The organism is Autumnicola musiva, assembly GCF_031846585.1.
GTDB classification, from domain to species: domain Bacteria; phylum Bacteroidota; class Bacteroidia; order Flavobacteriales; family Flavobacteriaceae; genus Autumnicola; species Autumnicola musiva.
This window is the reverse complement of the sequence record NZ_JAVRHK010000024.1, coordinates 15,188-40,504: the sequence shown is the minus strand read 5'-3', so window position 1 is coordinate 40,504 and position 25,317 is coordinate 15,188. Positions and strand designations below refer to the sequence as shown.

Sequence of the window (25,317 nt, the reverse complement as noted above, 5' to 3'; positions counted from 1 at the left end):
TTAGAAGCTAAAGCGAAATGCACTAAAGTGCATAGTTTGAACTAACCCTGAGACCAATAAAATCGGTCAAAGCTGAATACGGTAAATACCAGCCTGAACCCGAAGAATTCGTGGATCTTGTAATGAAGATTATCAGAGAAAAAGAAATAGAAAATATAACCAGCCTCCAGTCTTTTGATCCTGAAATCCTGAAGGTGATTAATAAAAATTCTCCTGAGATAGAAATTGCTTATTTGGTTTACCGGCAGGGCATAGAAAAGAATTTAGCTCTCCTGGATTTTAAACCAGACATTTATAGCCCTAACTACACGCTCGTAAAAAACGAACAGTTTGTAGATTCAATCAGATTGCAGAAAATGGACCTGATACCCTGGACGGTAAATGAAACCGAAGATATTCAGAAAATGATTGATCTTAACGTAGATGGTATAATTACAGATTATCCAGAAAAAGTACTGGAGATAAGAAATAATGGTTGAAGAAAATCTCTTCTCAAAACAGAAACAAAAGTGATGGGTTTACATTCTTCCATCATTTTATATTTAAATGATATCATTTGCTATATTTTTAAGACCAACTTCTTTAGAAAGACACACAATTTTTCCATTTAGTCAACAGTTTTCTCACATTCTTTTGCTGACCAATTTGTGAACCTCCAAAAGGTACCTTTTTGTTCAAGACGGAAAGTGCTAATTTAATGTCACGTAATAAGCTTTGCATTCAATATAGTTGATCATATCTAGCGGAGCTGCTTCCGAAAAGGAATAAAAAGCACAACAGGTGGTGGAGCTAATTATTCACTCATGTCCTACACTATTTAGAATTATTTACAGCATTAACTAGCAAAAATTCTCTCAAGTATTTAAAAGAAACAGAAACAACAGTAAAAATTGTGGACGAGGAAACGCCCTTTTTGCTGGAGTTAAAGATTAGTTAATCCAAGCTTAAACTTAATCATAACCAGTACTGAAAGGGATTGTCTTCTTTTGTTTTAATATTCAACATCAACAAAAAGCACTAAAATACTTAAGTAACCCAAAAATACATTCATATAAGAAGAAACTCAGATTTTAAATTAGCCAAAAAACAGCCCATTCTGCAGCAACAGAATGGGCTTAGCCAAAACTAAGACTACAAAAATTATTTTATAGCCAAATTGTAATGAATTCAAAAATACAATATATTTTCTCTTTTTTCAAGGGGATATCTTTTTATCTATTAAGCTGTTGTTTCGTAATCGTAAGCTCATCGGCCGCAACAAAAGCAGAACCATATTTAAAGAATGTTGGGATACGGGAAAGTTTTCCATTTGAGAAATCCACTAATATCTTCAAGAATATTAAAAGAAATACTGCTCAGGAGGTTATAACCGGAACAGTTCTAGATGAATCAGGTTTACCTCTTCCAGGAGTCAATATCACGGAAAAAGGAACTACTAATGGAACACAAACAGATTTTGATGGAAACTTTACCATTCAAGTTGCTTCCAGCGAAGCAATTCTTGTTTTCTCCTTCCTTGGATTTGAAAAACAAGAAATTCCTGTTCAAGGAAGAATTAATGTAAAGGTTATTCTATCTGAAAATGTTGCTCAAATGGAGGAGGTAGTGATCATTGGGTATGGTCAACAGGAAAGAAGAGACGTAACTGGCTCTATCTCCTCAATTTCTCCAGAGGCCCTACCTGTTAATCCAGTAGAAGCTCCAGATAGGTTGATGAAAGGTAGAATGCCTGGAGTCTTCATATCACAAAATTCGGGACAACCGGGAGGGACAACTACTATGCGGATTAGAGGTGGAACCTCCATAAATGCCGGGAATGATCCCTTATTTATTGTTGATGGTGTCCCTCTGGATATGAACGCTGAATCTTCAAGTGCTGGGGTTGCGTCAGGAGGTTCTCTTAATCCATTAACAAATATTAATCCTAGTGATATTAAATCCATAAGTGTTTTGAAAGATGCTTCTGCAACTGCAATCTATGGGTCAAGAGGTGCCAATGGCGTGGTAATTATTACTACCAAAACTGGTGTAGCGGGCAGGACCATGATCAATTTTAATTCGAGTTTTTCACTACAAAAGGTGAGGAAAACCATACCATTGTTAGATGCAACTGAATTTGCACGGTACAGAAATGAAGTAGCGGTAAAATCTGGAGATGAACCCATTTACTCGGAGCAAGAAATCAATTCTTTAGGAAGAGGAACTGATTGGCAGGATGAAGTTTTTCGTACAGCTCTATTACAAAATTATAGTTTATCAATTTCTGGAGGAAATGAAAAAACGCGCTATTATATGTCTGGATCTTATACCGATCAGCAGGGCATAATAATTAACTCTGACCTGAAAAATTTAAATTTTAGAGTGAATCTCGATACAGAGGTCACTGATAACGTTAGAGTAGGTAATGCTTTAACATTAGCCAGAACTAATTCGGATATTGTGAATACCAGTACCGCTACTTCTGGTTCAGCTTCTGGTATCGTGTTTGGTGCTCTATCGATGGATCCTACTCTGCCTATTTATCACGAAGATGGCACATATATTTTAAGCAGTGAGGATGATACCCCTAACCCTGTAGCTCATGCTCTGGAACTCACCAACGAGGTAGAATCAACGCGACTACTGAATAACCTTTATGTAGAATTTGATTTAACAGAAAACCTTCTTTTTAGATCTGCTTTCGGAATTAATTTATTGGACAACAATGAAAATTATTTTAAACCGAGCACGATTTATCTTGCAGGCAGTCTCAGGAATACTGCCAGGGTGGGAGCTTATCAAAAGGAGCATTGGACTAGCAGTAACACAATCACCTTTAATTCCACCTTTGGAGAAACTTACCCGCAATCTTTGGAGTTATTGGGAGGAATCACGATAGACGAGGAAAATACTGAAGTGTTGCGCGCCGGAGCGAGCGGCTTTCCAACTAATGATTTAAAATATTACGATTTGTCATCAGGGACCGTATTTAATGCCCCCCAGACTTTTGTGGATGGCTGGAACCTTATTTCATATCTGGGACGGGCTAACTATACTTTTAATGATAAGTATCTTTTGACGGCATCTGCACGTTATGATGGTTCTTCACGTTTCGGAGCAGGTAACAAATTCGGTTTTTTCCCTTCTGGAGCTATAGGATGGAGGATCTCAAATGAAGAATTCATGCAAACATCCAATATTTTTAGCGACTTGAAATTAAGAGCAAGTTATGGGAAAACCGGAAATCAAGAGATTGGTAATTATGGGTCTCTAAGCTTACTAAGTACTGTAAATGTTCTTACAGGGGATCAAGCTCGAACTGGAATTTATCCACGTAATATTGCTAATCCTGATTTAAAATGGGAAACTACAGATCAATTCGATGTTGGGGTAGATATGGAATTATGGAATAACGCTATATCTATTACCGCAGATTACTACAAAAAAACAACTACAGATTTATTGTTAAATGTGCCCATTCCCTGGACAACCGGATTTTCTGATGCTTTAGTAAATTTAGGAGAATTAAAAAATGAGGGGGTTGAATTAGCCATAAACGCAAATACTATTCGTTTCGGAGAAGCTAGATTGAATTTGTCATTTAATGCTGCAAAAAATAAGAGCGAGATTTTAAATCTGGGTGATATAGAGCCCTTTTTCGTCGGAGAAAGTATCATCAGAGAGGGCTTGCCACTTGGTTCTTTTTTCGGTTATGTTTATGAAGGAGTGTTCCAGAATGAGCAAGAGATAGAGAATTCGGCACAACCTGAAGCACAACCTGGGGATGAGCGTTTTGCGGATCTTAATGAGGATGGAAGAATCAATGCTGAAGATCGACAGGTTATAGGAAATGCTCAACCAGATATTATAGGAGGTTTCTCAGGCAAACTGTTCTACAAAAATTTCGAATTATCAGCAAGGTTTAATTATAGCGTGGGCAATGAAATATATAATGAAACTAGAAGGCACCTGGAGTCGCTGAGTGGAAGTACTAAAAATCAAAGTGTTGTTGCATTAAACCGTTGGACACCAGATAATCCAAGCAATACTATACCAGCCGCCAGAAGGGGTAGGCCTGGATATTTCTCTGATAGATATATAGAAGATGGTTCTTATCTGCGTATGCAGGACCTTACATTGGCTTATGTTTTTCCTACTAACCTTTTAGAGAAATTGAATTTCAAAAACATAATGATTTTTGTGAGTGGGGAAAACCTACTTACGGTAACAGATTATTCCGGCTTTGATCCCGAAGTTAGTGGGTATGGTCAAAACGCCTTGTCTCAGGGAATAGATCAGGATGTTTATCCCACAGCAAAGACTTTCCGAATAGGCTTACAGTTAGGTTTTTAACCTATAGTTAATAAAATATAGAACACCTTAATTAGAACTGAAGAAGTTATGAAAAATTTGAGATTACTGAGCTTAGCTCTAGGATTACTTATAGTGTCTTGTGAGGACAATTTGGAAGAGAATCCTCAAAGCTTTCTATCCTCTGAAAACTTTTATAATAGTGAGGAAGATGCTGAAGCTGCTATTTATTCTATATATCAGCCGTGGACAAAAGATCATAGCCGGAATATGTATATCATGAATGCAATTCCAACAGATGAGGGAGTGCCGAGGGTTGGAAGTTCTGATCCTTTGGACTTATATGAATATGGTCCCACCCACGGAACTATAACGGAAATGTGGTCGCTGATGTATAGTATAATTTCCAGGGCTAATGTTGCCTTAGATAGAATTCCCGAAATTGAGATGAATGAAGACAATAAGAAAGCTTTGTTGGCGGAGGCCAGGTTCATGAGAGCAATGGCATTTTTTCGGCTAGTGCGTTTTTATGGTGATGTTCCATTAATTTTAGATCCTACTGTAGACATGAAAAATGTTAATGCCGAGAGAACCACAGTTGCTACAGTTTATGAACAAATAATTGAAGATCTGGAATATGCAGAAAGCAACTTGCCAGACCCCAATAATACCGAGGAAGGGAGACCTTCAAATCTAGCAGCAACAGGTATTTTGGCTAGGGTTTATCTCACCAATCAACAGTGGTCTATGGCTGCTGAAAAAGCCAAAGAAGTTATTGACAGTGGAAAGTTCGATCTTATGGAAGATTTCCCTGATGTTTTTATACCTGAAACTCAGCCAAACAAGGAGAATATATTTGTTATGAATTTCGTAGCAGGCATGCCTGGTGATCAACAGTGGGAATTGAAATATTATCTTCCTACAGAGATAGATGACGCCGTAGCTCGAGGTCTTGGGCGCTATGTTCCTTCCAAAGAACATCTTTATGATACCTATAAAGAGGGCGATTTGAGAAGGGATTGGACCATGTGGACCTCCTTTACGCACGAAGGGGAGACCTGGACTTTTGCACCTCACTGGCACAAGTTTATGGATTATGCAACATTAAATAATACCGATGATAATAATAATGATATTCCTCTTTTACGTTATGCGCATATTCTTTTCATCTATGCAGAAGCATTAAACGAGTTGAATGGCCCAACAGAAGAAGCATACGAAGCACTTAATCAGATCAAGAGGAGGGCCTACGGGGAAAATTTTAAAAATGAATCCTCTGTCGATTATCAAGATCTTTCTCAAAACGAGTTTAGACAAACCTTATATCAAGAAAGAAAATGGGAATTTGCTGGGGAATGGATCCGTTGGTTTGACTTAAAACGGACTGGTCAGCTTATACCGGTCATGACAGAAACGATGGGTTTTGCTATTCCCGAGAGATATTTACTGTTTCCCATACCACAGAGAGAAATGGATGCTAACCCCAATCTTGTTCAAAACCCGGGATATTAGGAAATAAACTGTTTGATTATTAAATCAATGCGATAACTAATAGTAAAAAAAGGGTGCTTAATAAAAATAAATCTTTAAAATAACAATGAAATACTCACAAAAATTAATAGGACTATTCTTTATCATCTTTCTTGTAAAATATAGTTACTCACAAACACCTAGGGTCTATAAGGCTCCAGAGTATGAGGAAGAATGGAGTAAACCTACCAATCATCCTGACCGGATTATAATAAATCCAGGAGTAGATCCTTCTACAACCATGAGCATAACCTGGCGTACCAGTATTGACATCAAAGAAGGTTTTGCTGAAATTGCTAAAGCCACTGCTGCACCAAAATTCTGGCGAACAGCAAATACCATTGATGCTAAAACGGAAACCCTTAATGCTGAAAATGTAGAGAAAGCCGGAGTAATTGCGAATTATCATTCCGTAACCTTTACTAAACTGGAACCTGGCACCTTGTATGGTTATCGAGTAGGTGACGGCAAGCACTGGAGTGAATGGATCCAGTTTAAAACGGCTGCCTCGACTCCAGAGAAATTTTCTTTTTTATATGTTGGTGATGCCCAGAATTACATACTTGAACTCTGGTCGCGGCTAATAAGGGAAGGTTATCGAATGGCACCCGAGGCAAGTTTTATCATTCATGCAGGTGATTTGATAAACAATGCTCACAATGATGAACAATGGCATGAATGGTTCCAGGCAGGAGGCTGGATTCATAGTATGCTTCCTTCTCTCTCGGTTCCCGGGAATCATGAATACGGGGCTATTGAGGAGGGTGGAGATAAAACCTTATCAGTACAATGGAAGCCACAGTTCACACTGCCTAACAACGGTCCCGAAGGTTTAGAGGAAACTGCTTATTATATAGATTACCAAGGGGCAAGGATAATAGGATTGAACTCTTTAGATTGGAGAAAGTGGGAAACACAGGCCGAATGGTTGGAGAAGGTATTGAAAAACAACCCAAATCAATGGACCGTAGTTAGCTATCATTATCCTTTATTCTCAGCTTCAGAAGGAAGGGACAACAAAAGGTGGAGGGAACATCTCAAACCTCTTTTTGACAAATATGGTGTTGACTTAGCGCTACAAGGACATGATCACAGCTATGCAAGAGGGCGCGTTGCCCCGGCAGAATACAATCTGGTTTCCGGTTTAAATAAAAGGGATCAGACAGGTACAGTTTATGTTGTTTCTGTGAGCGGCGGAAAGATGTACAGTCTTAAATCCAATGGCTGGGATGATTATGAGGCCGAACGGGATCGTGCGGCAGAAAACACACAGTTATTTCAGATAGTCTCAGTTGATGGAGATGAACTCACTTTTGAATCCTATACCGCTACAGGTGATCTTTATGACGCTTTTAGTCTTACCAAAAATGCAAATGGTCCAAACACATTTAAAGAAATGAAGGATGGCGCGATATCGGAGAGATATCATCATAATACAATTTCATACGAAGATACGCTACCATTGGATGTACAACGCGAAGTTTTGAGTAAATATTCAGGATATACAGTGGATCGAGTAAATGCATCGGAAGACAGTGGAGAAATATACTATGGTGTTCGTTTGCGTAAGGGCGATACAACCATAAAACTCCGAGTAGATGAGAAAGGAAATGTTCTGGAAGAAGAAAAATAAATACTCATTCATTGTAAAACAAAGATTTTAGGTCTTAGTAATAAACTGGGGACTTACTTCTGAATTATACAATCAATGACATCATACTTGAAAGAATCCCTTTGTTTTTCAACTGTCGTAAATACAAGAAGATGTTGTACGCGTTTATATCTTATTTTATTTAGAAAATTTGAATTCAGACAATAGAACTCAAAAAAATAAAATTGAAATATTACTTATCAATAATTCTCTCTTGGGGTATTTTCCCAAGCACTAAAACTAAAAGGAAAGGTGATCAATGAAAACCAGAAATTAGCAGAACTCGTTGAGTAGTTAATGTTAAATGTGTGTTTAGTTTGCAGGGTCTGCCGGAGCATTTTGCAAAAGCAGGCTTTTTTTTATATGAAGATTCGGGTTAATAATACTTATTAATCTTTTGGAAATTAATAACCTTTCAAGCAGACTCTGATATTTATAAAACTTGATCAATAGCAAAAAATAGTAAATTCCATTAAACATATAAATTGTGGAAAATACTGATTTCTATAAACGCAAGCTGGAGAAATTTTTCCATTGAGAATTGCGGCTAATAAAAGGGATGGAAGGATAGATGAAGAATAGGACAACATTAAAAGACCTGGCGAAATTGCTAAAGGTATCCAGGTCGACTGTTTCGAAAGCGCTACACGATAGTCCGGAAATCATTGAGAATACCAAAAGGCGAGTAAAAGAAGTAGCTGCTGAGAATAATTATGTGGCTAACCCTGTAGCGGATAATATGCGAAGCAGAAGGAGTGGCACTATAGCCGTAATAGTTCCGAATATTTCTAACAGTTTTTTTGCAAGAGTACTTTCAGGATGAAGCACAGAGACAGGGAATTTAGGTAATTATCTATAATTCTAATGAATCTCTTGAGCGCAAAAAACAAATAGCTACTCTTCTCTCCTCAGGGTTCGCTGATGGCGGAATGGTGGCATTTTCAGAAGAGACCCAACAAAAAAAAATTTGTTCATCTTTTAAATCTTTCGGTTTTAGGAATTCCGCTAGTACTTTTTGATCGAACTCAGTTGGAAATTTTGGTTGATAAAATCGGGATTGACGATGAGCAGAGTATATATGATGCAACGGGGTATCTATGAAAAAAAGGAGGAATAAAGATAGCTCTCGCTTCTTCAATTACGGACTTGAAGATTGGAAGACTTAGAACAGAAGGTTATAAACAGGCAATAAAAAATGAAAATGATTTTTTAATAGTCGGTTCTTCAAATGAGGAAATTCTTCGGGAAGAAATAAAAAACTTCTTTTGGAGGGAGAAGTTGAAACTCTGATCTGTACATATTTTGAAAGTACAATGACGTGCTATAGACTTTCTTACGAGTGTAAAATAGATATTCCCCAGAAACTTAAACTAATTAGTTTGCTTCTTTACTAACTCCTTCTATAAACTATATTGAACAATTTCCGGAAGAAATGGGGAAAAAGGCTCTCAATTATTGCTCGATCGGCTAAGAAAACCTTCTATAAAGGATATTTTCAAAGAAGAAAGAATTTCTACAAAATTAATCACTTAGAAAGTACCCAATTTGATACTGATCATACTTATAAATCTGACAATATTGAGCACTCCCCCTAACAAAGACTTAATCCATTTAAGGCTTCGTTCCATGTCATCCTGTGCTACTAAAGCGGTACAGGATAACAGCAGCAATCCCGCTGAAGATAATTTTTTGTTTTTTCTCATTGTAATCTTTATAGGACTTTATTGTTCTTTTTTCAATAACCTGACATCATAAAACCCGGCAGTACGTGACCCCTATGGTACAGAATTCGAACCAATTAATAGAGGATTTAAAACTTCTGGTCGATATACTGGCCGCTTAAAAACATTGAAATCACTTATTTAAGGTTAAATGTGCTGTTTTGGAACAGCTGCATCTTTACTGTCCCTTTTAGTCTGCTTTTGCCCCTATATTGCCGCTTTGCTATTTTACAGTGAAATATGCAAGAAATTCCATTGCTAGTAGTTCCTTTCTTTAATGAAATCTTTATCTATTAGTTACTGTAAATCACGTGTAACAGATCTTTTAAATATATTCTCACATTTGCTGATATTCTGCATTATTTATAGAACCGTGTACTTTAATGTATAATATAGCATTGACTTGTCTGGAAGAAAGGTTTGGTCTTTCAAAATAGTTTCAGTATAAATAGCCCAGTTTAAGACTTAATTATAGAACGCATTGATGCCATTCGCAGCAACACCTTAAACTACAACCGTACCGTCAACCGCAATAAAAATTTTCATATAGTGGATTTTTGGAATTCCTGAGTGGAATTTAGGATTTACTTGAACAAAATCAAATAGAAAATCCTATTACTCTGTTTTATCCCAACTTTTATTTGGAAAACAATAAACTATTGTTTTATTATTGGTAAATTTTTAATCCCGTGAAAACATCAAAAAACACCAGAAAAACCCAACATCAAAAGGACGTGCTTGAACTACTTAAAAGTTCAGATAAAGCCCTTACCGCAGATGAGATTAGGGAAAGCCTTACTGGTAAAATTAACAAAACCACGGTCTATAGAATGCTGGAAAGATTCTCCGATGCTGGTAAAGTACATCTTATAACCGGTCAGGAAGGGAAATCCTATTACGCCTTTTGTAACAGCTGCAACGAGGATCACGAAAACTCTATCCATAACCATCTACATTTTCAATGTGAGAACTGTGGACATGTAGAATGTCTTTCTGAAAGTATAACCCTTCCTTCTCTAAAAGGTTACGAAATACATGAAACCCAGTTACTTGTAATCGGGATTTGCAAAAAATGTAAATAACACCCTCCTTCTAGAAAATTACTTCTCTAATTATAAATTAGTTGTAATAATATTATATCATATTTTTAAATGCAACTTTGTTGCTTTTAAAATAATATCTATATTTGTAGCCAAACAAAACTTATGAAAACTAAACAAGGGCTACTGGATGTTTTAGGATTATCGGGTGCAACCCTTTGTGCTATTCATTGCTTATTTTTTCCTTTAATAGCTGTAATTCCCATAGGTTTTAAACATAATCATTGGATTGATCTAATATTTGCCCTGGTTGGTTTGATGATTATTACCAGGCTTAGTAAAAAAATAAAATCAGAAACTCTTCTTATGCTGCTATGGTTTTCAATAAGCCTTGTAATAGTGAGTGCCTGTTTAAACTTAATTTCCTCCTACCATAGCAGGCTTATATACCTGGGCTCACTGGGTTTAATAATCGGCCATTTTATAAACTATAAAAAATCCTCAAGAAATCATGTTCCTAAAAATTTGAACCAAAATTTTTACAGAAAATGATTCAAACAAAGCGTATCTCCTATAAATACCCAAAACAAGAAGAGCTGGTATTCAAAGATATCAGTCTTTCCGCCTCGCAAGCATTACTTATTTCGGGAGAGTCTGGATCTGGAAAGTCTACCTTACTACACCTTCTAAGCGGAATATTAAAACCAAAAAGTGGAAAAATTTTAATTGATAATACTGAACTATCACGTTTAAAAGAGTACCAAACCGATCGTTATAGAGGAAAAAATATTGGTATAGTTTTTCAGAAGCCAGCTTTTATTGAAAGTTTTTCGGTGTTTGGAAATATTGAATTTCATTATTGGCTAGCAACCAGAAAAAAAGTACCGAAACAAGAGATATTTAACATTCTTGTCCAATTGGATATAGCAGAACAGGCCAATAAATTTCCTCGGAATTTAAGTACTGGGCAACGCCAGAGAGCAGCAATAGCAAGGGCTATAATTAATAATCCAAAAGTATTACTGGTTGATGAGCCAACCTCAAGCCTTGACAATAAAAATTCTCACAAAGTAGCAGGATTATTACTTGAGAGTGTGCATGAACTGGAAACAAGCCTAATTGTGGTTACCCACGATGACCGCTTAAAAAAACATTTTAATAATCATATGGAATTATGACGATTGCTAAACTGGCTTGGAAAACTTTATGGTTTAAGCCGCTTAATACCGTTTTAAGTATAATTTTACTATCCAGCGCGGTAACCATAATTTCCTTACTAGTATTGCTACAAACGGGTTTTGAACAAAAATATAGAGCAAATCTGGAAAACATAGATTTTGTCCTGGGAGCAAAGGGAAGCCCGCTACAGCTTATCCTTTCTTCAGTATATCAAATTGACACGCCAACCGGAAATATAAATTATAACGAAGCGCTACAATGGATGGAACATCCTCATGTTGACACCGCGATACCTTTGGCACTTGGAGATAATTTTAAAGGCTATAAAATTGTAGGAACAACTGCTGAATATTTGTCCCTTCATGGGAATGGGCTAAAATCAGGGAAAAAGTTTGAAAATAAATTTGAAGTCGTTGTAGGAAATAAACTTGCAGAGGAGGAAGGCCTAAAAATCGGCGACGAATTTTATGGTGCCCATGGCCATAATGCATCCGGCCATGTACATAAAGACCACCCCTATACGGTAGTTGGGGTAGCCACACCTACCGGTAAAATCGTAGATCATTTAATTTTATGCAATATTGCAAGTGTATGGGCTGCCCACGATCACGACACCGAAACATCTGCAGCAAAAACTTCAGCGGAAAACCATCACCACGAAGAGAAACGTGAGAATAAAACCGGCAGCCATATTGATGAGCATCAAGACCATCATTCAAAATCTTTAGAGGAGGAAATCCAAAAAAGCGAAAGGGAAATTACCTCGGTCCTGATAAAACTAAAGAATAAAATGGCTTTGGTAACCTGGCCACGATTAGTTGCACAGAATACGAAAATGCAGGTAGCTTCGCCGATTATTGAAGTTAAAAGGTTGTTTTCTTTATTTGGAATTGGTGTTTCCATGTTTGAGTATTTGGTTTCTGGAATCATGTTTCTTTCTGCCATAAGTATTTTTATTGCATTATACACAAGGTTAGCGCAACGAAAACACGAATTTGCCCTAATGCGTATTTCCGGGGGAAATAGATATCAACTACTAAAACTGATTATTTATGAAAGCCTTTTTATATGTATAACAGGCTATATAATTGGAACTGCAGTTTGCAGGATTACATTATATTTCTTATCAAATTATACCAGCAAAGAATTTCATTTAGCTATCAATCCTTTTGATATTATTTGGCTACAGGAACTTTTATTAATTGGAGTCACTTTAATCTTAGGAATTCTAGCTGCCATAATTCCGGCCATAAAAGCTTATAATATCAATATTTCCAAAACGCTTTCCCATGAATAAATATAAATGGACAGTCTTAGTATTACTGGTGGCAGGTCTTTTTATTACGGAATATTATTTATTGGGGGCCAAAAAAAAATTTGAAAACAAAACTAAGAGTAAAAATAAAGATTCCAGTTTACTGGCGCCCAACCTAACAATTATCCCTCAAAATAAAGATACGATAGATCTCACCTGGCAATTATTAAAAAACATAGATTATGTAGATATTGCGACTGAGGAATATCCTCAGGGCATAATGAACCCAATTATAAATAAACGCCTAAAGGAATTGAAAGGAGCGTATATTACTATTTCAGGACATGCCATCCCTATGGATGAAAAAAGCTATGCACTTAGCGAGAATGTCATGGCTACCTGTTTTTTTTGTGGTATGGCAGGGCCGGAATCAATAATGGGGATAGCCTTTAAAGATAAAGCCCCAAATTTGGAAACCGATCAATTTCTTACGCTAATAGGTAAATTTGATTATAATGACAGCAATCCCGATGATTGGATTTACCATATTAAAGAAGCCAAACTATTAACTCCATGAAATAATATTTTATTAAAGCAATAATGTTGCATTAACGTATTCTTTTTATACTTTTGAAGTATTGAAAAAGTATACTTAAATGCAAAAACTACCTGTAACTGTATTAAGCGGATTTTTAGGAGCCGGCAAAACAACCCTACTCAATCATTTATTGCACAACAAAGAAGGCCTGAAAGTAGCCGTTATTGTGAATGATATGAGCGAGGTAAATATCGATGCCCAGCTTGTAGAAAATGAAAATACCCTTTCCAGAACAGATGAACGCCTGGTAGAAATGAGCAACGGATGTATATGTTGTACACTTCGTGAAGATCTAATTGTAGAAGTAGGCCGGCTTGTCACGGAAAACAGATTTGACTATTTAATCATTGAAAGTACCGGAATATCGGAGCCTATACCTGTGGCACAAACTTTTACATTTGAAAGTGAAGACACTTCTGTAGATCTCAACAATTTCAGCTATATAGATTGTATGGTCACGGTCGTAGATGCTTTTAATTTCGTAAAAGATTTTAGTAGTCCCGAATTACTCGCAACAAGAGGACTTGCCTCAGATGAAGAAGATAACCGCAGTATTGTAAATCTGCTTACCGATCAAATTGAATTTGCCAACGTTATTCTCCTGAATAAAACCGATTTGGTGAACAAGGAGGAACTTCGCCGGGTGAAAGGAATTATTATCGGGCTTAATGCCGAGGCAAAAATTATTGAGACGGTCAATTCCCGGGTTGATTTTAAAGAAGTCATCAACACCGGCCTTTTCGATTTTGAAAAGGCAGAAGGTTCTGCAAGCTGGATCAAGGAACTGGAAAATGAACATACTCCTGAAAGTGAAGAATACGGGATAAATTCCTTTGTTTTTTACCAGCAAAAACCTTTTCATCCCGAGAGGTTGTATAATTTATTGCTTAAAGATTTTCCAAGTAATGTTATTCGTAGTAAAGGTTTATTTTGGATAGCCTCCCGACCAGACCAGGCTCTAATTTGGAGTAGTGCCGGTGGTTCTTTTAAAACCGATCCGGCCGGGGTTTGGTGGGCTTCAATTCCATTTAGCGAACGCTTTGCAAACCACGCATTTCTAAACAACCAGGATACTATTGAAGCTAACTGGCACATTAAGTTTGGTGACCGCAAGAATGAGCTTGTTTTTATTGGAGTGGGTGTGGAAACCGATCATTTGGAACAAAAGCTAACCAAGTGTTTGCTAACTGACGCTGAATTAAAACTTTGGGAGGCCAGCTTACTCGAAATGGAAGATCAGTGGCCCATTTAAAACACAACAAGTTATGCACAATCATATTTTCAATTATAAAATATTTCCTCCTTCACTTTTTAAGGGTATACTATTGCCTTTTTTTATCTTACCATCTTTATTTGCAGGTTGTAAAGAAGACCAATCCTCTAAAGAAAAAGCAGAGGTGGCCTATGAAGATATTGACGCTGCATTTAATAACAAAAGTTTTCCCATTTTATTTAATCACCTTTATGTAACACTGGACAGTACTACTTTTGCAAATCTTAAAAACAATGAATTTTTGGCAAGCTCTTATGCCAACCTGGATCGGGGAATGCCTGATTTTAATAAGCTTGAGCCTTCGGCGAACTCATTTTACTTAAGGGGAAAATCTCATTATATAGAGATTCTGGGACCAGGGAATAAATTTGGAGAACCTACAGGAAAAATGGGAATCGGTTTCCAGCTTGATAACGATGAGGAATTCCAGATTAGGAAGAAACTTGATTTACCCACAACCAGTAAAACTTTTTTAACAGCTACAGATACTGCAACTTACAATATTAAAGGAGAAGAGGTGCTCTGGTACCAGCCATTTTATACAACGGGCAATATATCTACGGAAGTATATACCTGGTATGCCCAATATAATCCGGAATTTCTGAAAAAGCTATATGGTACTAATGTAAACATATACAGCCGGGAAGAATTTTTAAAACCGGGCTACGATGGTAAGAAATTTTTCCATTCTGTATCCAAACTGGAAATCGTTTGCAACCAGGCTGATTTTAAACGCATAGCGATGGAACTACAATTGCTTGACCATCAATGGGAAAAAAAAGGTGATGAATTTACCACACAATTAAATGATATTGACCTGGTGCTTCACCTACGATCGGAACTAGATCAAAGTTACCTCAAAGCTATTCACTGCAAATTAAACGAGAACAATAATAATACGTTGGATTTCGGAAATCTTCTCATTAAAAACTCCGGGAAACAATCTATTTGGGAATTTAAAAATCACTAATTTTTAATCAATTATCTATTATGAAAATGAAAACAATTCTACCAATAAGTCTTTTGGTTTTGGGAATTACACTAACCTCCTGTAAGAATACCGACAAAGAAAACAGGCAACCAGAAACTGACAATTCAATACAAGAAACAGCCGTTAAGGACACCATTCGCCTGGAAAAATTAACGGGATCGGTTTCTTATCCCGAAGCCTCCTTAACATTGCAAAAACCTACAGGATCTTCAGTGAATTCGAAAACTATTGATTTTGACTTTGAAGTTGAAAACTATGAACTCGGGGAACAAACCGATAGCCCTTTGGCTTCTACACTAGCCAATTCAGGGAAAGGGCAACATATTCACCTTATTGTAAACAATAATCCCTATTCTGCACATTATGAGCCGGAATTTTCTAAAGAACTTTCGGAGGGGACTCACCATATCGTCGCTTTTTTAAGTCGGTCTTACCACGAATCGGTGAAAAATGAAAATTCATTTGTATATAAAACGATACAGATTGGTTCTGAAAAAGAAGATGAAACCCGGGTTGATATGGAAAAACCAACCCTAATTTACAGCCGACCTAAAGGAGAATATAGTAGAAGTGATACCGAAAATTTACTTTTGGATTTTTTCTTATTAAATACCGAACTTTCCAAGAACGGGAATAAAGTAAAAGCTACTATAAATGGCATTGAATTCTTAATCGATGAATGGGCCCCTTATGTAATAAAAGGTTTACCTAAAGGAGAAGTAAGTATACGTCTGGAGCTTATAGATAAAGAAGGAAACAAAATTAAAGGTGCCTATAACGATGTTACCCGAATAGTTACGTTAAAAGAATAACTAAATTAATTTCTCATTACCCTTCATTTCTTTTACTGGTTTTCAGAATGAAGTTACGGAAGGCCTTCTAGGAGGCCTTCCGTTGTTTTAATTATGGAACAAAAGGTTTATATGTATTCTCAATCTCAGCTGCACTAAGAAGGAAATTATGTAACTCATAATTTTTGATAAAGGAGGGTAGTGTTTCACTACCGGGACCAAAGGCCGATAATTCCACAAAATCTGCGGTATGGTCCATTCCCATCCAGCCAATAGAGGTATAATCCCGTTGCATGAAAGCAAGTTGCGCATACGGTAAATTTCCGGTATTGTACAATCCGCCGTTTCTTTTTCGATAATATTTGACGAGTTCTTTAGACTGTATGGTATTAATTGAATTTCCCCCGTTTGCTTCCGCTATGACCTCACGAATTTTGGAGCTACCCGAATTTTTATTAAGTTGCTGTAATATCCATTCATTGGTATGGGTAAATTTTTGGAGATTATTGAAATTTTGATCCACTTTTGCATCCTTTAAAAGCCCGGGGTTTGCATTTCCATGATCGGTGGTAATGATCACCAGGGTTTCCTTATTGGTTTCAGCAAAATTAATGGCTTCTTTTACGGCTTCATCAAAGGCTATCTGATCATACAAAAGTCCTCCCACATCATTAGCGTGAGCCGCCCAATCTACTTTTCCAGCTTCAATTTGAAGTACAAAGCCTTCTGGATTATTTTCGGATAATTGATTGATGGCAAACCTCCCCATTTCGGCTAAAGATGGAATTTCTTTTTTTAGCTTAGTATCATGCTCCCGGTCCAAGGCATAGGGTAGCCCGCCATCAGCAAATACTCCCAGGACTTTATCCTTACCTGAAAAACGCTGAAGCCCACCGCGATCACGAATAACCTGGTAATTTTTATTTTTAAAATCCTGGTATATATCTTTTCCATCCTTTCGATGCTCGGCGGCAAAATAATGATGCCCCCCTCCCATCATTAAATCAAATTCAAGCTTTACATATTTTTCCGCTATACTTTCCTGGTCCCCCAGTCCTTTTGATTCACACAAAAGCCGGCAGGAGTAGCATGGGTAATCGGTACAGTGGTAACGCATCCCACTTTTTTGCCGGCTCTTTTAAATTTTTGCCATATAGGTAGATTAAAACTGCTATCTTCATTTACATTCAGAGAACCGTTAATTACCCTTTTTCCTCCTCCCCATGCAGAACTGGCTGCTGCAGAATCGGTAACCAAAGAATTAGCAGATGCCGTATCCATCAGGCCCCGTTTTATTTTACCTTCCCGGTAAAGATTGAGCCAGTTACTACCCTTACCATTCCGAATTTTCAGTAATAAATCGGCCATATTTAAGGTGCCTGAACTCATCCCGTCACTAACCAGAAAAATGATGTTTTTAGCGGTTTTGTTCTTGAAATCTTCCTGGAAATCCAAAAGGTTGGTGGCCGGAGTCCCTACTAAAAGACTTCCGAACGTAAATAAACTCCCATTTTAAAAAAAATCTCTTCTTTTCATTATTGCAATTTTGTAGCTTTAAAATTAATTTGAAACTTTTTGAACCTAATATTTACCATATTAATAAAATGTAAGGTTTTGATTATCATCAAGTAAACCAACAGGAATGGATATTTTCCTAGCATCTAAATAGGACTGCTATCCTAGGATTGGACTACCCTGATACCTCTAAAATTTATTATTTTACGGATGCCCCTTTTAATTTAAAAATCAGAAATCCAGCAATAAAAACCAGAAGCGTGCTTATAAATAATTTAACGAGTCCTTTATTTGCTGTAGTAAAATCGGGAGTGCTCATAAAGCTATGTTCTGGTTCATCCTGATATTCGGCATGAGTAAAAGGAATTTGATTGAATAAAAATGGATAATAAAACGCTCGAATAGCATCGTGATGCTGTGTGGCACTTCTGATAAAATTCAAGTGCGAAGGTAGATCTGATGCCGCTATAGCATTTAGCGTCGTTTGAACGTTTACAGGAATCGATAAAAAATCTAATTGATTAGCGAGCTTGTGACGCTTTCGAAGACTTTCCTGATAATCTATGGCAAGATCTTCCACCGCCACATCTCCTAAATGCTGAAAAGCATAATACCATCGCCAGTCAAACCTACCCTCTATAGGGGCAGTATGCTGCCATTCGGGATGGTGAATAAAAAATCGTTCCATCGTTTCCTTCTTGGGTTTATCCCAGCCTCCATGCACCTCTTCCCGCTGTTTAATGGTAAGGTCCAGCGCCTGTGGCACAGGTTGCTTCACTGCCACATATATATTCAGTAAACTAGGAATAATAATGGTAAGTCCTAACCATATTCCAAGTAAAACCACGGAATTAAAAGCAGAATTCTTTTGCAAAGCTGCCACAAGAAATGTTACACCAAACCAGAACAAGCAATTCATACAAATTGCGGCAATCCATATCACTATACGAATATCCGGTACTACCTGTGCCCACCACATAGCTACTATCGACAAAAACAGTGCAAGGGTAAATACTATGATGATCCTGAACACCAGTTTTGCACCTACAATTATAGGAAGACCAATAGGTTGTGACAATAGCAAGGGCAGGGTCCCCTGTTCTTTCTCTATAGAAAGAATATTGAAACACAAGCCTATAATTAATAATGGAAATAAATACACAAACACAAAAGCAAGGTCAAAATTACCCGATAATATTTTTAATGGATTAATATTATCGGTATCATAAATTTGAGATTGCAAATTTAAAAGACGCAGTTTCAGGTAGTATGGATTTAGATCGCGTTGTCCCAGTGAGAGTCCGGCCCAGGAATCAGGTTCATTTATGGCAAAAGTATAATGATAGTAACCCAGATCACCTGCATCGGCATCTCCAGGGTATTTATCCTTCATTTCTTCAATATTCTCCTGGGCGATAATCTCCAACTGAGCGATATTTTCTTGCTGCCTTTCTATTTCAGAAGTGCCATAATAAATTCCGTATAAGCCTGCCAAAAGTGCAAGGGAAGTGAGAATGAGTAAACCTTTGTCTGCCTTAAAATTCAGCCATTCATATTTTAAAAGTGTCGAAAATTGATTCATTGTTAGGCAACTTTTGTTTTATCTATTAATTTATTTCCTATAACAATTACAGCTATGAGCCATACAAAAAGTGCAGCTATAGAAACTAAATGATTTTGTAGAGCCCATCGTGCTGGTGGCGTTTCGTAGCTAAATGCTTGAAATTCCTTCCAGGTATCGCTGCTAAGCCGTGTTTCTTTATCCCCGTAACCTAATTGTGTTGCCTGAATGTAATTCAGTTTCTGGGATTGATTGTATCGGTACTCTTCCGCTTCCTTTAGAAAATGGATATAATGGTTAAAATCTGAACCTGAGATTCCCATAGAGAGATTGCGTACTGCCAGATAAGGATTAAAAAAACCTGCATATTCAGAAATACGGTTTTGGTTTTCAAAAGTTTCCGTGAGTTCATCAAAATGCTCTTCATATACTTTGCTGCTATGTTTTTCTCCGGCTGCCATAACGATCCCATCAAAGTTTACAGGAAGCTCTTCCAGGGAATTAACGCCATATTGTTTAAAAAGTTCCTGTTTAAGTGTCTCTGCACGTTCATCTTTGGAATTGTGGCCATCGATCCCTTTAGCCACTTCTTGGTGCACTTCGGCGTCCATTTCGGCTTTTGTAGGTGTGGTATATAAATTTGATCCAAGATTGGCTGATGCTTTAGGAATAATAATACAGCACAAAATCCAGGTTCCCAATAAGGTTACCAGAGATGTACTGGAACGCTCGTTTAATGCTGAAACAACTACAGAAATTACAATAAAAATGAAAAAATAGAATAAGTAAGTCAGGATGAACAAGAAGAATCTCAGTAGAATATCTCCATTTACTTCAAAATTTCCCTGTGCGAACAATATTACGCTCACCAGTATCAAAGCCGGTGCTACCACTAGAGCCACAATTTTGCTGTATCCTTTGATCTTTGCCCAGGCAAGTTTCCTCATTGAAATTCCCTGGCTAAGCAATAGTTTCAAAGTACCTGTTTCTTTCTCCTGCGTAAACGCGCCAAAACACAAGAATATTATTAGTAACGGGATTAGCATTTGCAGCACAAAAGCAACAGTCATTTCCCCAAAACGGATGAGCGAAGATGATTGCTGCGCCTGACTAAAATTAGCACTATTCTGCCTGTGTGCTTCCATATATACCGAAGATCCCGTATAGGAATCCAGCCCGAAATCCAAGAAACTAAGAGGTGATCTTGGTCGGAAAGCATAGGAGCCATAATGTGCCATACGATGCGGATGCCTTTCTGTGGAATTTGCAAATTGATCGTTCACCGTTTGTTGCGCTACTTCCCGTTCTTCCTGCTGTTTTTGGTAGCTGTAAAGTCCCACTAAAGTTGCAGCCAGCAATAAAAGCAATACCAAAATGCTTAATGCTATAAAACGGCTATCGCGCAGGGTGCTTAAAAATTCTTTTTTAGCGATGTCTCTTACCATTTTTATAAATGCATATGATTTAAATAAACTTTTTCGAGTTCATTGGCTTCGAGATCGGATGCCGGTAACACTTCTACTAATTCGCCTTCCCGCATAATCCCTACTCTTGTTCCAACGGCTTTAGAGCGAAAAATATCATGGGTAGCCATAAAAATGGCAGTTCCGGTATTGCTTAGGTTTAGCAATAATTCAGAAAATTCATTGCTGGCTTTAGGATCGAGTCCCGAAGTCGGCTCATCCAGCAATAGCACTTTAGCATGTTTGGCCACGGCAATTGCAATTCCCACTTTTTGTCGCATTCCTTTGGAATAACCGCTTACTCTTCGTGGTGCAGCCTCTGCAGGTAACCCGGCATTTTCAAGATACTGCCTTAATTCCTTATCAGAATATTTAAATCCAGCCAGACTGCTGAACAAGGACAGGTTTTCAATTCCGGTAAGATTAGGGTAGAGCATTACATTCTCCGGAATGTAGGCAAGGCTCTCCTTTATTCTGGTGACATTGGAAGCTACTTCCAATCCATTGATATAGGCTGCTCCTGAAGTAGGTTTAATAAAACCCAGAAACAGGTTGATGGTGGTAGACTTGCCCGCTCCATTTTGCCCCAAGAGGCAAAATATTTCCCCAGGTCCTATTTCGAGGTTCAATCCCTTAAGTGCTAGTTTACCCTGATATTCCTTTCTAAGGTTTTTTGCTTCTATAACTACCTGAGAAGAATTGTTTTTTAAGATTTGCATACTTGTTCGTTTATAGTTTTTAAAGAACATAAGGCTTAAAAGCCACTGATTTCCAACTCAACATAATGGTAAACGCTAATATCATAAGTAGTATTGGTGTAAACTACACCTAGATAATACTCAACGTTTTCCCATTCTTTTTCACCATCTATAGGATTAGGCTCAGGATTATTGTTATCAAGCTCAGAACCAATTATAAGTTCTGGCGCTTCACTGGTATAATAACCGTCCTCATCTACATCTCTATTACTAAAGGAAAAAACATCTTCTTCGTTCTCATGGCTTTTAACGTCATATACAATTACTTTTGATAAATCGATACCTTCAATGGTTTCCGGAAGATGGTTGGCAGATTTTTTTACTAAGAACATGTACATCTCACCATCACCTTTTACACTGTTAATACTCACAGATGAGGTAATTGTATCCTGCTTAGCAAATGTTACATCTTCAGGATTCTCGAGTAGCTCATTGACAAAATAATAGCTTCCCCCTTTAGCAAAGAAATCCCAGGTATATAGATAGGGATCGACCGGTAGATTGGAAGCATCTATAAGTTGTAGGTCATATACCTCTTCCAATATGGTTCCGTTCTCATCGGTCACAGTGATTATAAAATTAAAATTTCCTTCGGGAGCGTCTTCGGGAATATCAAAATGTTTGTGGACCGTGGTATTGCGAAGGCCTTTAAATTCATCCCAGGAAATGTTGAAAGACCAGTCTTCTGTATAATCCTCCCCTTCTAGAGGAAGAATATCTACCGTTACCAAGTCAATTCTTTCCCCAGCAACAATATCGGCATTTAGGTGAAAGTCCCTTCCTATAGTTCCCTGCCCATTATTGCCAGATCCTACTTCTACGTTGCTAAGGCTGGGCCTGTCCAGTTCTTCAACCTTATCATCATCGCTGTTACAGGAGGTAAATGATAAAAAGCCAATAATTGCCAGTAGGAAAAAAAATCTTGTTTTCATAGTTGTTATGAAAATTATGCTTATTAAAAGCCACTGATTTCAATCTCGATGTAATGAAATAAACCAACATTATAAGTTGTATTTTCATATACAAGCCCAAAGTAATAAGTACCTGTTTCCCATTGCTTTTCCCCTTCTATAGGATTTGGTTCTGGAGCATTATCACTTTCAGCACCAATAACCATTTGCGGGACATCTCTTACAATCTCAAAAGAATCCAAATCAAAAACAAAATTAGAAAAGGTTTCTGTATCTGTCCAATTGCTATGTTCATAATAATCGTATACAATGACTTTGGAGAAGTCAATTGCATCAATAGTTTCAGGACGATGATCGAGTGATGCATTAATTAATATTAAGTACATTTTACCATCTCCCTTACCACTACTAATATCTGCCTGGGACGAAATAGTATCATTCACTTTAAGACTCGTTTCGTTTTCAGTAAATTCTCCATTTCTATAAATGAAATTACCATTTAGAGATAAATTGAAGGTTGTCAAATCTGGATCTACAGGAAGATTTTCTGGTAAAAAGATGGTAATTGTCCTCACTTCTTCTGAAATACTGCCATTCTCGTCAGATACGGTGATTATAAAGTCATATACACCTTCCACAGCGTCATCAGGAATATCAAAATGTTTGTGAACGGTGGTGTTGCGCAGGCCGCTGTATTCATCCCAAGAGATGTTAAAGGACCAGTCTCCAGCATACTCTTCATGCTCGCGAGGAAGAATATCTACACTCACCATATCAATTCGTTCCCCGGCCACGATATCTGCGTTGAGGTGAAAGTCCCTGCCTATAATTCCTCTTTCATTGTTATTTAATCCAATCTCAATATTGGTCAGTGTAGCCTCTGCCGGTTCTATGTTTTGGTCATCATCATTACTACAGGATGTGAATGACAAAAAACTAATAAATGCGAGTACGTAAAAAATTCTTATTTTCATGATTTTAGTATAATTATTAAGGATTTATAAATTTTAATTGTCAAGTAGGGTAATTCAAGAGTTTTGGAATAAACCCAATTGGTATTGTTTTCTTGGAATGGGTAGAATTTCTGATAAGGATCAGCTCCTAAAACTAGTATGAATAGTCTTGGAAGAGTTTCCTTGAGCCTATAAGGCATCTTCTAATAAAAAGTGGAATCCTAATTAGATATAATCAGAAAGAAACTCTAAACTTTGTAAAAGAGAATTTACCCAATTAATGCCGGGGGTGCCCGAAGCTGAAATAATCGAAATGGAAAAGGATTTACTTTGTCTTCAAGGGAAACTCTGTAAATCTCTTCCTTTAGGGGAGTGTATAATGTATAAGAATAGAATTCAGGGAAATCGGAAGTAGTGAGGTGAAAGGAACAAAAATCACAATCTGCTTTGGCATCCATATCGGAAAAATGAACCGAACTTATATCCGTATCGCCAAAAGATGTTTCGTGGGAAAGCGAATGCAACGCAGGTAAAATACAGGCAGAAAGGATAATACCTCCCAGTAGTAAGCATATTTTTGTTCTCAACTTTTCCACAGGTCACAAATCTAATAAACTGGTTCATATAAAACTCCATTTCTATTCATAAATTGTATATAATCTAAGAAGTTCTCATTGGAAATATATAACAAAATGATTTATGATATCTCCCTGAATTATCGCTGAAAATGTGTGAAATCTTCTTTCAATTGAGATAGCACTTAAAATTTGACTTTAAAAATGTCGTCAAGGTTTCAAAAAAAAGTTCCTAGTTCTTTGAAGTATTGTCATTGTTATTAACTGGGGACTTGATTCGAACCAATAACCTCGGATTATTATTATAAATTGGCTTATTAACCTCTTGGTATTCGAAACACTAAACTACTACACTTCAATAATTTAATATTTACACTAATTTCATTTTTCATATTTCGAACCAAAAAAGCTTTCAAAATGAACCACTATGGACTTGAAGTCCATAGTGGTTCATTCAACTATCTCAGAGTCCAATGCGATCATTATAAATTCAGAAGAAGAATATCGGGATTTTATTAATAAAATTAAAAACAAACCGCATAAAGATCAAATCGGAATGCAAAAACAAACAACTATGCCTCAACCCAATCACCTCTGCAATGGGGGGATTATTGAGATTAGTGCAGCTGATACCGGATATGCAAATTTAATATTTCAGGTTTATGTAGGTGCTGGTAGTTGTAATTTTACAGAAGTAATAGGCGGAGCTTTTTGAAGGATGGACTTTAGGAGTTAGTTATACTTATAAATACAGTGAAAATCATTGCGGTTATGCAACTGCTTATGGGATTTATAATTATAACTTATTTTTTGAAGGCATAGGAACTATATATGGTGATCCTGCGGAACATACCTTAGTTCCAAATTGCAATTAACTTTTAAGATAACACTAATAAATACTTTATTATGGAGATTAATCTATTTATATGGCAAACTATTTTGACCATCTTATTAATACTAGGAATTATATGGTTAATCAAATTTTTATTTTTTAAAAAGAAAAAATTTGATTCTTAATCCAGAAGTAATTAAATACGCCAGTTTTTATGTGCCAAAAGTTTGGTTAAACAGTTGTCCCGGCGAAAGAAATTGGTATGCTTCGTTGCAATAAGCATCGATATGAAGTCGGCTTTTAAACTCAATGTTTAATAAATTGTCCGAAGCAATATTTTCGGTAAAATACAATAGTTAAAAATCTAATTTTTTTGATGGAATTTCCGTAGCATCACCAGTATCATCTGAAGCTTCCGCCAAAGATTGCA

Annotated in this window: 21 protein-coding genes and 1 pseudogene; 14 read left to right on the top strand and 8 right to left on the bottom strand. The window is 36.9% G+C overall.

Annotation, left to right across the window (positions count from 1 at the left end; all coding sequences use genetic code 11):
- Positions 1 to 122 precede the first annotated feature (122 nt).
- The 5 genes from RM539_RS18390 to RM539_RS18370 all read left to right on the top strand — a co-directional run bounded on the left by RM539_RS18390 (position 123) and on the right by RM539_RS18370 (position 8,294).
- Positions 123 to 479 (top strand): glycerophosphodiester phosphodiesterase, encoded by a 357-nt coding sequence (locus RM539_RS18390; RefSeq protein WP_349254720.1) that lies wholly within the window; start codon positions 123 to 125, stop codon positions 477 to 479.
- A 682-nt stretch (positions 480 to 1,161) separates the two neighbouring features.
- Positions 1,162 to 4,332 (top strand): SusC/RagA family TonB-linked outer membrane protein, encoded by a 3,171-nt coding sequence (locus tag RM539_RS18385; RefSeq protein WP_311504887.1) that lies wholly within the window; start codon positions 1,162 to 1,164, stop codon positions 4,330 to 4,332.
- Positions 4,333 to 4,380: 48 nt separating this feature from the next.
- On the top strand, positions 4,381 to 5,802 hold the full coding sequence (locus RM539_RS18380) for a RagB/SusD family nutrient uptake outer membrane protein (RefSeq protein ID WP_311504886.1): 1,422 nt from the start codon (positions 4,381 to 4,383) through the stop codon (positions 5,800 to 5,802).
- A gap of 85 nt (positions 5,803 to 5,887) precedes the next feature.
- Complete coding sequence (locus tag RM539_RS18375; RefSeq protein WP_311504885.1) at positions 5,888 to 7,453, top strand: purple acid phosphatase family protein; 1,566 nt, start codon at positions 5,888 to 5,890, stop codon at positions 7,451 to 7,453.
- A gap of 589 nt (positions 7,454 to 8,042) precedes the next feature.
- On the top strand, positions 8,043 to 8,294 hold the full coding sequence (locus tag RM539_RS18370) for a LacI family DNA-binding transcriptional regulator (protein ID WP_311504884.1): 252 nt from the start codon (positions 8,043 to 8,045) through the stop codon (positions 8,292 to 8,294).
- Between the two features lie 706 nt (positions 8,295 to 9,000).
- Here RM539_RS18370 and RM539_RS18365 read toward each other — a convergent pair.
- Complete coding sequence (locus RM539_RS18365; RefSeq protein WP_311504883.1) at positions 9,001 to 9,174, bottom strand: hypothetical protein; 174 nt, start codon at positions 9,172 to 9,174, stop codon at positions 9,001 to 9,003.
- Positions 9,175 to 9,881: 707 nt separating this feature from the next.
- On the opposite strand from RM539_RS18365, the gene RM539_RS18360 reads away from it, so the two are divergent.
- The 8 genes from RM539_RS18360 to RM539_RS18325 all read left to right on the top strand — a co-directional run bounded on the left by RM539_RS18360 (position 9,882) and on the right by RM539_RS18325 (position 16,340).
- Entirely contained in the window at positions 9,882 to 10,274 is a 393-nt protein-coding gene (locus tag RM539_RS18360) for a Fur family transcriptional regulator (protein ID WP_311504882.1), read from the top strand.
- 123 nt (positions 10,275 to 10,397) lie between these two features.
- Positions 10,398 to 10,784, top strand: coding sequence for a MerC domain-containing protein (locus RM539_RS18355; protein ID WP_311504881.1), 387 nt, complete (start codon positions 10,398 to 10,400; stop codon positions 10,782 to 10,784).
- Complete coding sequence (locus RM539_RS18350) at positions 10,781 to 11,410, top strand: ABC transporter ATP-binding protein (RefSeq protein ID WP_311504880.1); 630 nt, start codon at positions 10,781 to 10,783, stop codon at positions 11,408 to 11,410. Before RM539_RS18355 ends, RM539_RS18350 begins: the two co-directional genes overlap by 4 nt.
- The gene (locus tag RM539_RS18345) at positions 11,407 to 12,708 is read left to right on the top strand and encodes an ABC transporter permease (RefSeq protein WP_311504879.1); all 1,302 of its coding nucleotides are present in this window, start codon (positions 11,407 to 11,409) and stop codon (positions 12,706 to 12,708) included. The genes RM539_RS18350 and RM539_RS18345 overlap by 4 nt, the downstream gene beginning before the upstream one ends.
- Positions 12,701 to 13,243, top strand: a complete 543-nt coding sequence (locus tag RM539_RS18340; RefSeq protein ID WP_311504878.1) for a hypothetical protein — start codon at positions 12,701 to 12,703, stop codon at positions 13,241 to 13,243. Before RM539_RS18345 ends, RM539_RS18340 begins: the two co-directional genes overlap by 8 nt.
- 79 nt (positions 13,244 to 13,322) lie before the next feature.
- Positions 13,323 to 14,516: a GTP-binding protein gene (locus RM539_RS18335; protein ID WP_311504877.1), complete on the top strand. Its 1,194-nt coding sequence runs from the start codon at positions 13,323 to 13,325 to the stop codon at positions 14,514 to 14,516.
- Positions 14,517 to 14,529: 13 nt separating this feature from the next.
- Positions 14,530 to 15,507 (top strand): DUF5829 family protein, encoded by a 978-nt coding sequence (locus RM539_RS18330; RefSeq protein ID WP_311504876.1) that lies wholly within the window; start codon positions 14,530 to 14,532, stop codon positions 15,505 to 15,507.
- 26 nt (positions 15,508 to 15,533) lie between these two features.
- Positions 15,534 to 16,340 (top strand): hypothetical protein, encoded by an 807-nt coding sequence (locus RM539_RS18325; protein ID WP_311504875.1) that lies wholly within the window; start codon positions 15,534 to 15,536, stop codon positions 16,338 to 16,340.
- Between the two features lie 91 nt (positions 16,341 to 16,431).
- Here the strand turns inward: RM539_RS18325 and RM539_RS18320 are convergent.
- From RM539_RS18320 to RM539_RS18290, 7 genes and pseudogenes are all read right to left on the bottom strand, one after another.
- A pseudogene (locus RM539_RS18320) lies at positions 16,432 to 17,855 on the bottom strand (alkaline phosphatase).
- Positions 17,856 to 18,033: 178 nt separating this feature from the next.
- Positions 18,034 to 19,416 (bottom strand): ABC transporter permease, encoded by a 1,383-nt coding sequence (locus RM539_RS18315; RefSeq protein WP_311504874.1) that lies wholly within the window; start codon positions 19,414 to 19,416, stop codon positions 18,034 to 18,036.
- A 2-nt stretch (positions 19,417 to 19,418) separates the two neighbouring features.
- Positions 19,419 to 20,840 carry an ABC transporter permease gene (locus RM539_RS18310; protein ID WP_311504873.1) on the bottom strand — a complete coding sequence of 474 codons (1,422 nt, stop codon included), beginning with the start codon at positions 20,838 to 20,840 and terminating at the stop codon, positions 19,419 to 19,421.
- Between the two features lie 2 nt (positions 20,841 to 20,842).
- Positions 20,843 to 21,577 (bottom strand): ABC transporter ATP-binding protein, encoded by a 735-nt coding sequence (locus RM539_RS18305; RefSeq protein WP_311504872.1) that lies wholly within the window; start codon positions 21,575 to 21,577, stop codon positions 20,843 to 20,845.
- A 35-nt stretch (positions 21,578 to 21,612) separates the two neighbouring features.
- Positions 21,613 to 22,548: a DUF4625 domain-containing protein gene (locus RM539_RS18300; RefSeq protein WP_311504871.1), complete on the bottom strand. Its 936-nt coding sequence runs from the start codon at positions 22,546 to 22,548 to the stop codon at positions 21,613 to 21,615.
- Between the two features lie 23 nt (positions 22,549 to 22,571).
- On the bottom strand, positions 22,572 to 23,501 hold the full coding sequence (locus RM539_RS18295) for a DUF4625 domain-containing protein (protein ID WP_311504870.1): 930 nt from the start codon (positions 23,499 to 23,501) through the stop codon (positions 22,572 to 22,574).
- Between the two features lie 248 nt (positions 23,502 to 23,749).
- Positions 23,750 to 24,076 (bottom strand): hypothetical protein, encoded by a 327-nt coding sequence (locus RM539_RS18290; protein ID WP_311504869.1) that lies wholly within the window; start codon positions 24,074 to 24,076, stop codon positions 23,750 to 23,752.
- 406 nt (positions 24,077 to 24,482) lie between these two features.
- On the opposite strand from RM539_RS18290, the gene RM539_RS18285 reads away from it, so the two are divergent.
- Positions 24,483 to 24,770 (top strand): hypothetical protein, encoded by a 288-nt coding sequence (locus RM539_RS18285; protein WP_311504868.1) that lies wholly within the window; start codon positions 24,483 to 24,485, stop codon positions 24,768 to 24,770.
- The last annotated feature ends 547 nt before the right edge of the window (positions 24,771 to 25,317 follow it).

What these genes read in the sequence shown, in the direction of transcription:
- RM539_RS18390 (WP_349254720.1), top strand. Translation starts at nt 123, where the DNA reads ATGAAGATTATCAGAGAAAAAGAAATAGAAAATATAACCAGCCTCCAG.
- RM539_RS18385 (WP_311504887.1), top strand. Translation starts at nt 1,162, where the DNA reads ATGAATTCAAAAATACAATATATTTTCTCTTTTTTCAAGGGGATATCT.
- RM539_RS18380 (WP_311504886.1), top strand. Translation starts at nt 4,381, where the DNA reads ATGAAAAATTTGAGATTACTGAGCTTAGCTCTAGGATTACTTATAGTG.
- RM539_RS18375 (WP_311504885.1), top strand. Translation starts at nt 5,888, where the DNA reads ATGAAATACTCACAAAAATTAATAGGACTATTCTTTATCATCTTTCTT.
- RM539_RS18370 (WP_311504884.1), top strand. Translation starts at nt 8,043, where the DNA reads ATGAAGAATAGGACAACATTAAAAGACCTGGCGAAATTGCTAAAGGTA.
- RM539_RS18365 (WP_311504883.1), bottom strand. Translation starts at nt 9,174, where the DNA reads ATGAGAAAAAACAAAAAATTATCTTCAGCGGGATTGCTGCTGTTATCC.
- RM539_RS18355 (WP_311504881.1), top strand. Translation starts at nt 10,398, where the DNA reads ATGAAAACTAAACAAGGGCTACTGGATGTTTTAGGATTATCGGGTGCA.
- RM539_RS18350 (WP_311504880.1), top strand. Translation starts at nt 10,781, where the DNA reads ATGATTCAAACAAAGCGTATCTCCTATAAATACCCAAAACAAGAAGAG.
- RM539_RS18345 (WP_311504879.1), top strand. Translation starts at nt 11,407, where the DNA reads ATGACGATTGCTAAACTGGCTTGGAAAACTTTATGGTTTAAGCCGCTT.
- RM539_RS18340 (WP_311504878.1), top strand. Translation starts at nt 12,701, where the DNA reads ATGAATAAATATAAATGGACAGTCTTAGTATTACTGGTGGCAGGTCTT.
- RM539_RS18335 (WP_311504877.1), top strand. Translation starts at nt 13,323, where the DNA reads ATGCAAAAACTACCTGTAACTGTATTAAGCGGATTTTTAGGAGCCGGC.
- RM539_RS18330 (WP_311504876.1), top strand. Translation starts at nt 14,530, where the DNA reads ATGCACAATCATATTTTCAATTATAAAATATTTCCTCCTTCACTTTTT.
- RM539_RS18325 (WP_311504875.1), top strand. Translation starts at nt 15,534, where the DNA reads ATGAAAACAATTCTACCAATAAGTCTTTTGGTTTTGGGAATTACACTA.
- RM539_RS18315 (WP_311504874.1), bottom strand. Translation starts at nt 19,416, where the DNA reads ATGAATCAATTTTCGACACTTTTAAAATATGAATGGCTGAATTTTAAG.
- RM539_RS18310 (WP_311504873.1), bottom strand. Translation starts at nt 20,840, where the DNA reads ATGGTAAGAGACATCGCTAAAAAAGAATTTTTAAGCACCCTGCGCGAT.
- RM539_RS18305 (WP_311504872.1), bottom strand. Translation starts at nt 21,577, where the DNA reads ATGCAAATCTTAAAAAACAATTCTTCTCAGGTAGTTATAGAAGCAAAA.
- RM539_RS18300 (WP_311504871.1), bottom strand. Translation starts at nt 22,548, where the DNA reads ATGAAAACAAGATTTTTTTTCCTACTGGCAATTATTGGCTTTTTATCA.
- RM539_RS18295 (WP_311504870.1), bottom strand. Translation starts at nt 23,501, where the DNA reads ATGAAAATAAGAATTTTTTACGTACTCGCATTTATTAGTTTTTTGTCA.
- RM539_RS18285 (WP_311504868.1), top strand. Translation starts at nt 24,483, where the DNA reads ATGGACTTGAAGTCCATAGTGGTTCATTCAACTATCTCAGAGTCCAAT.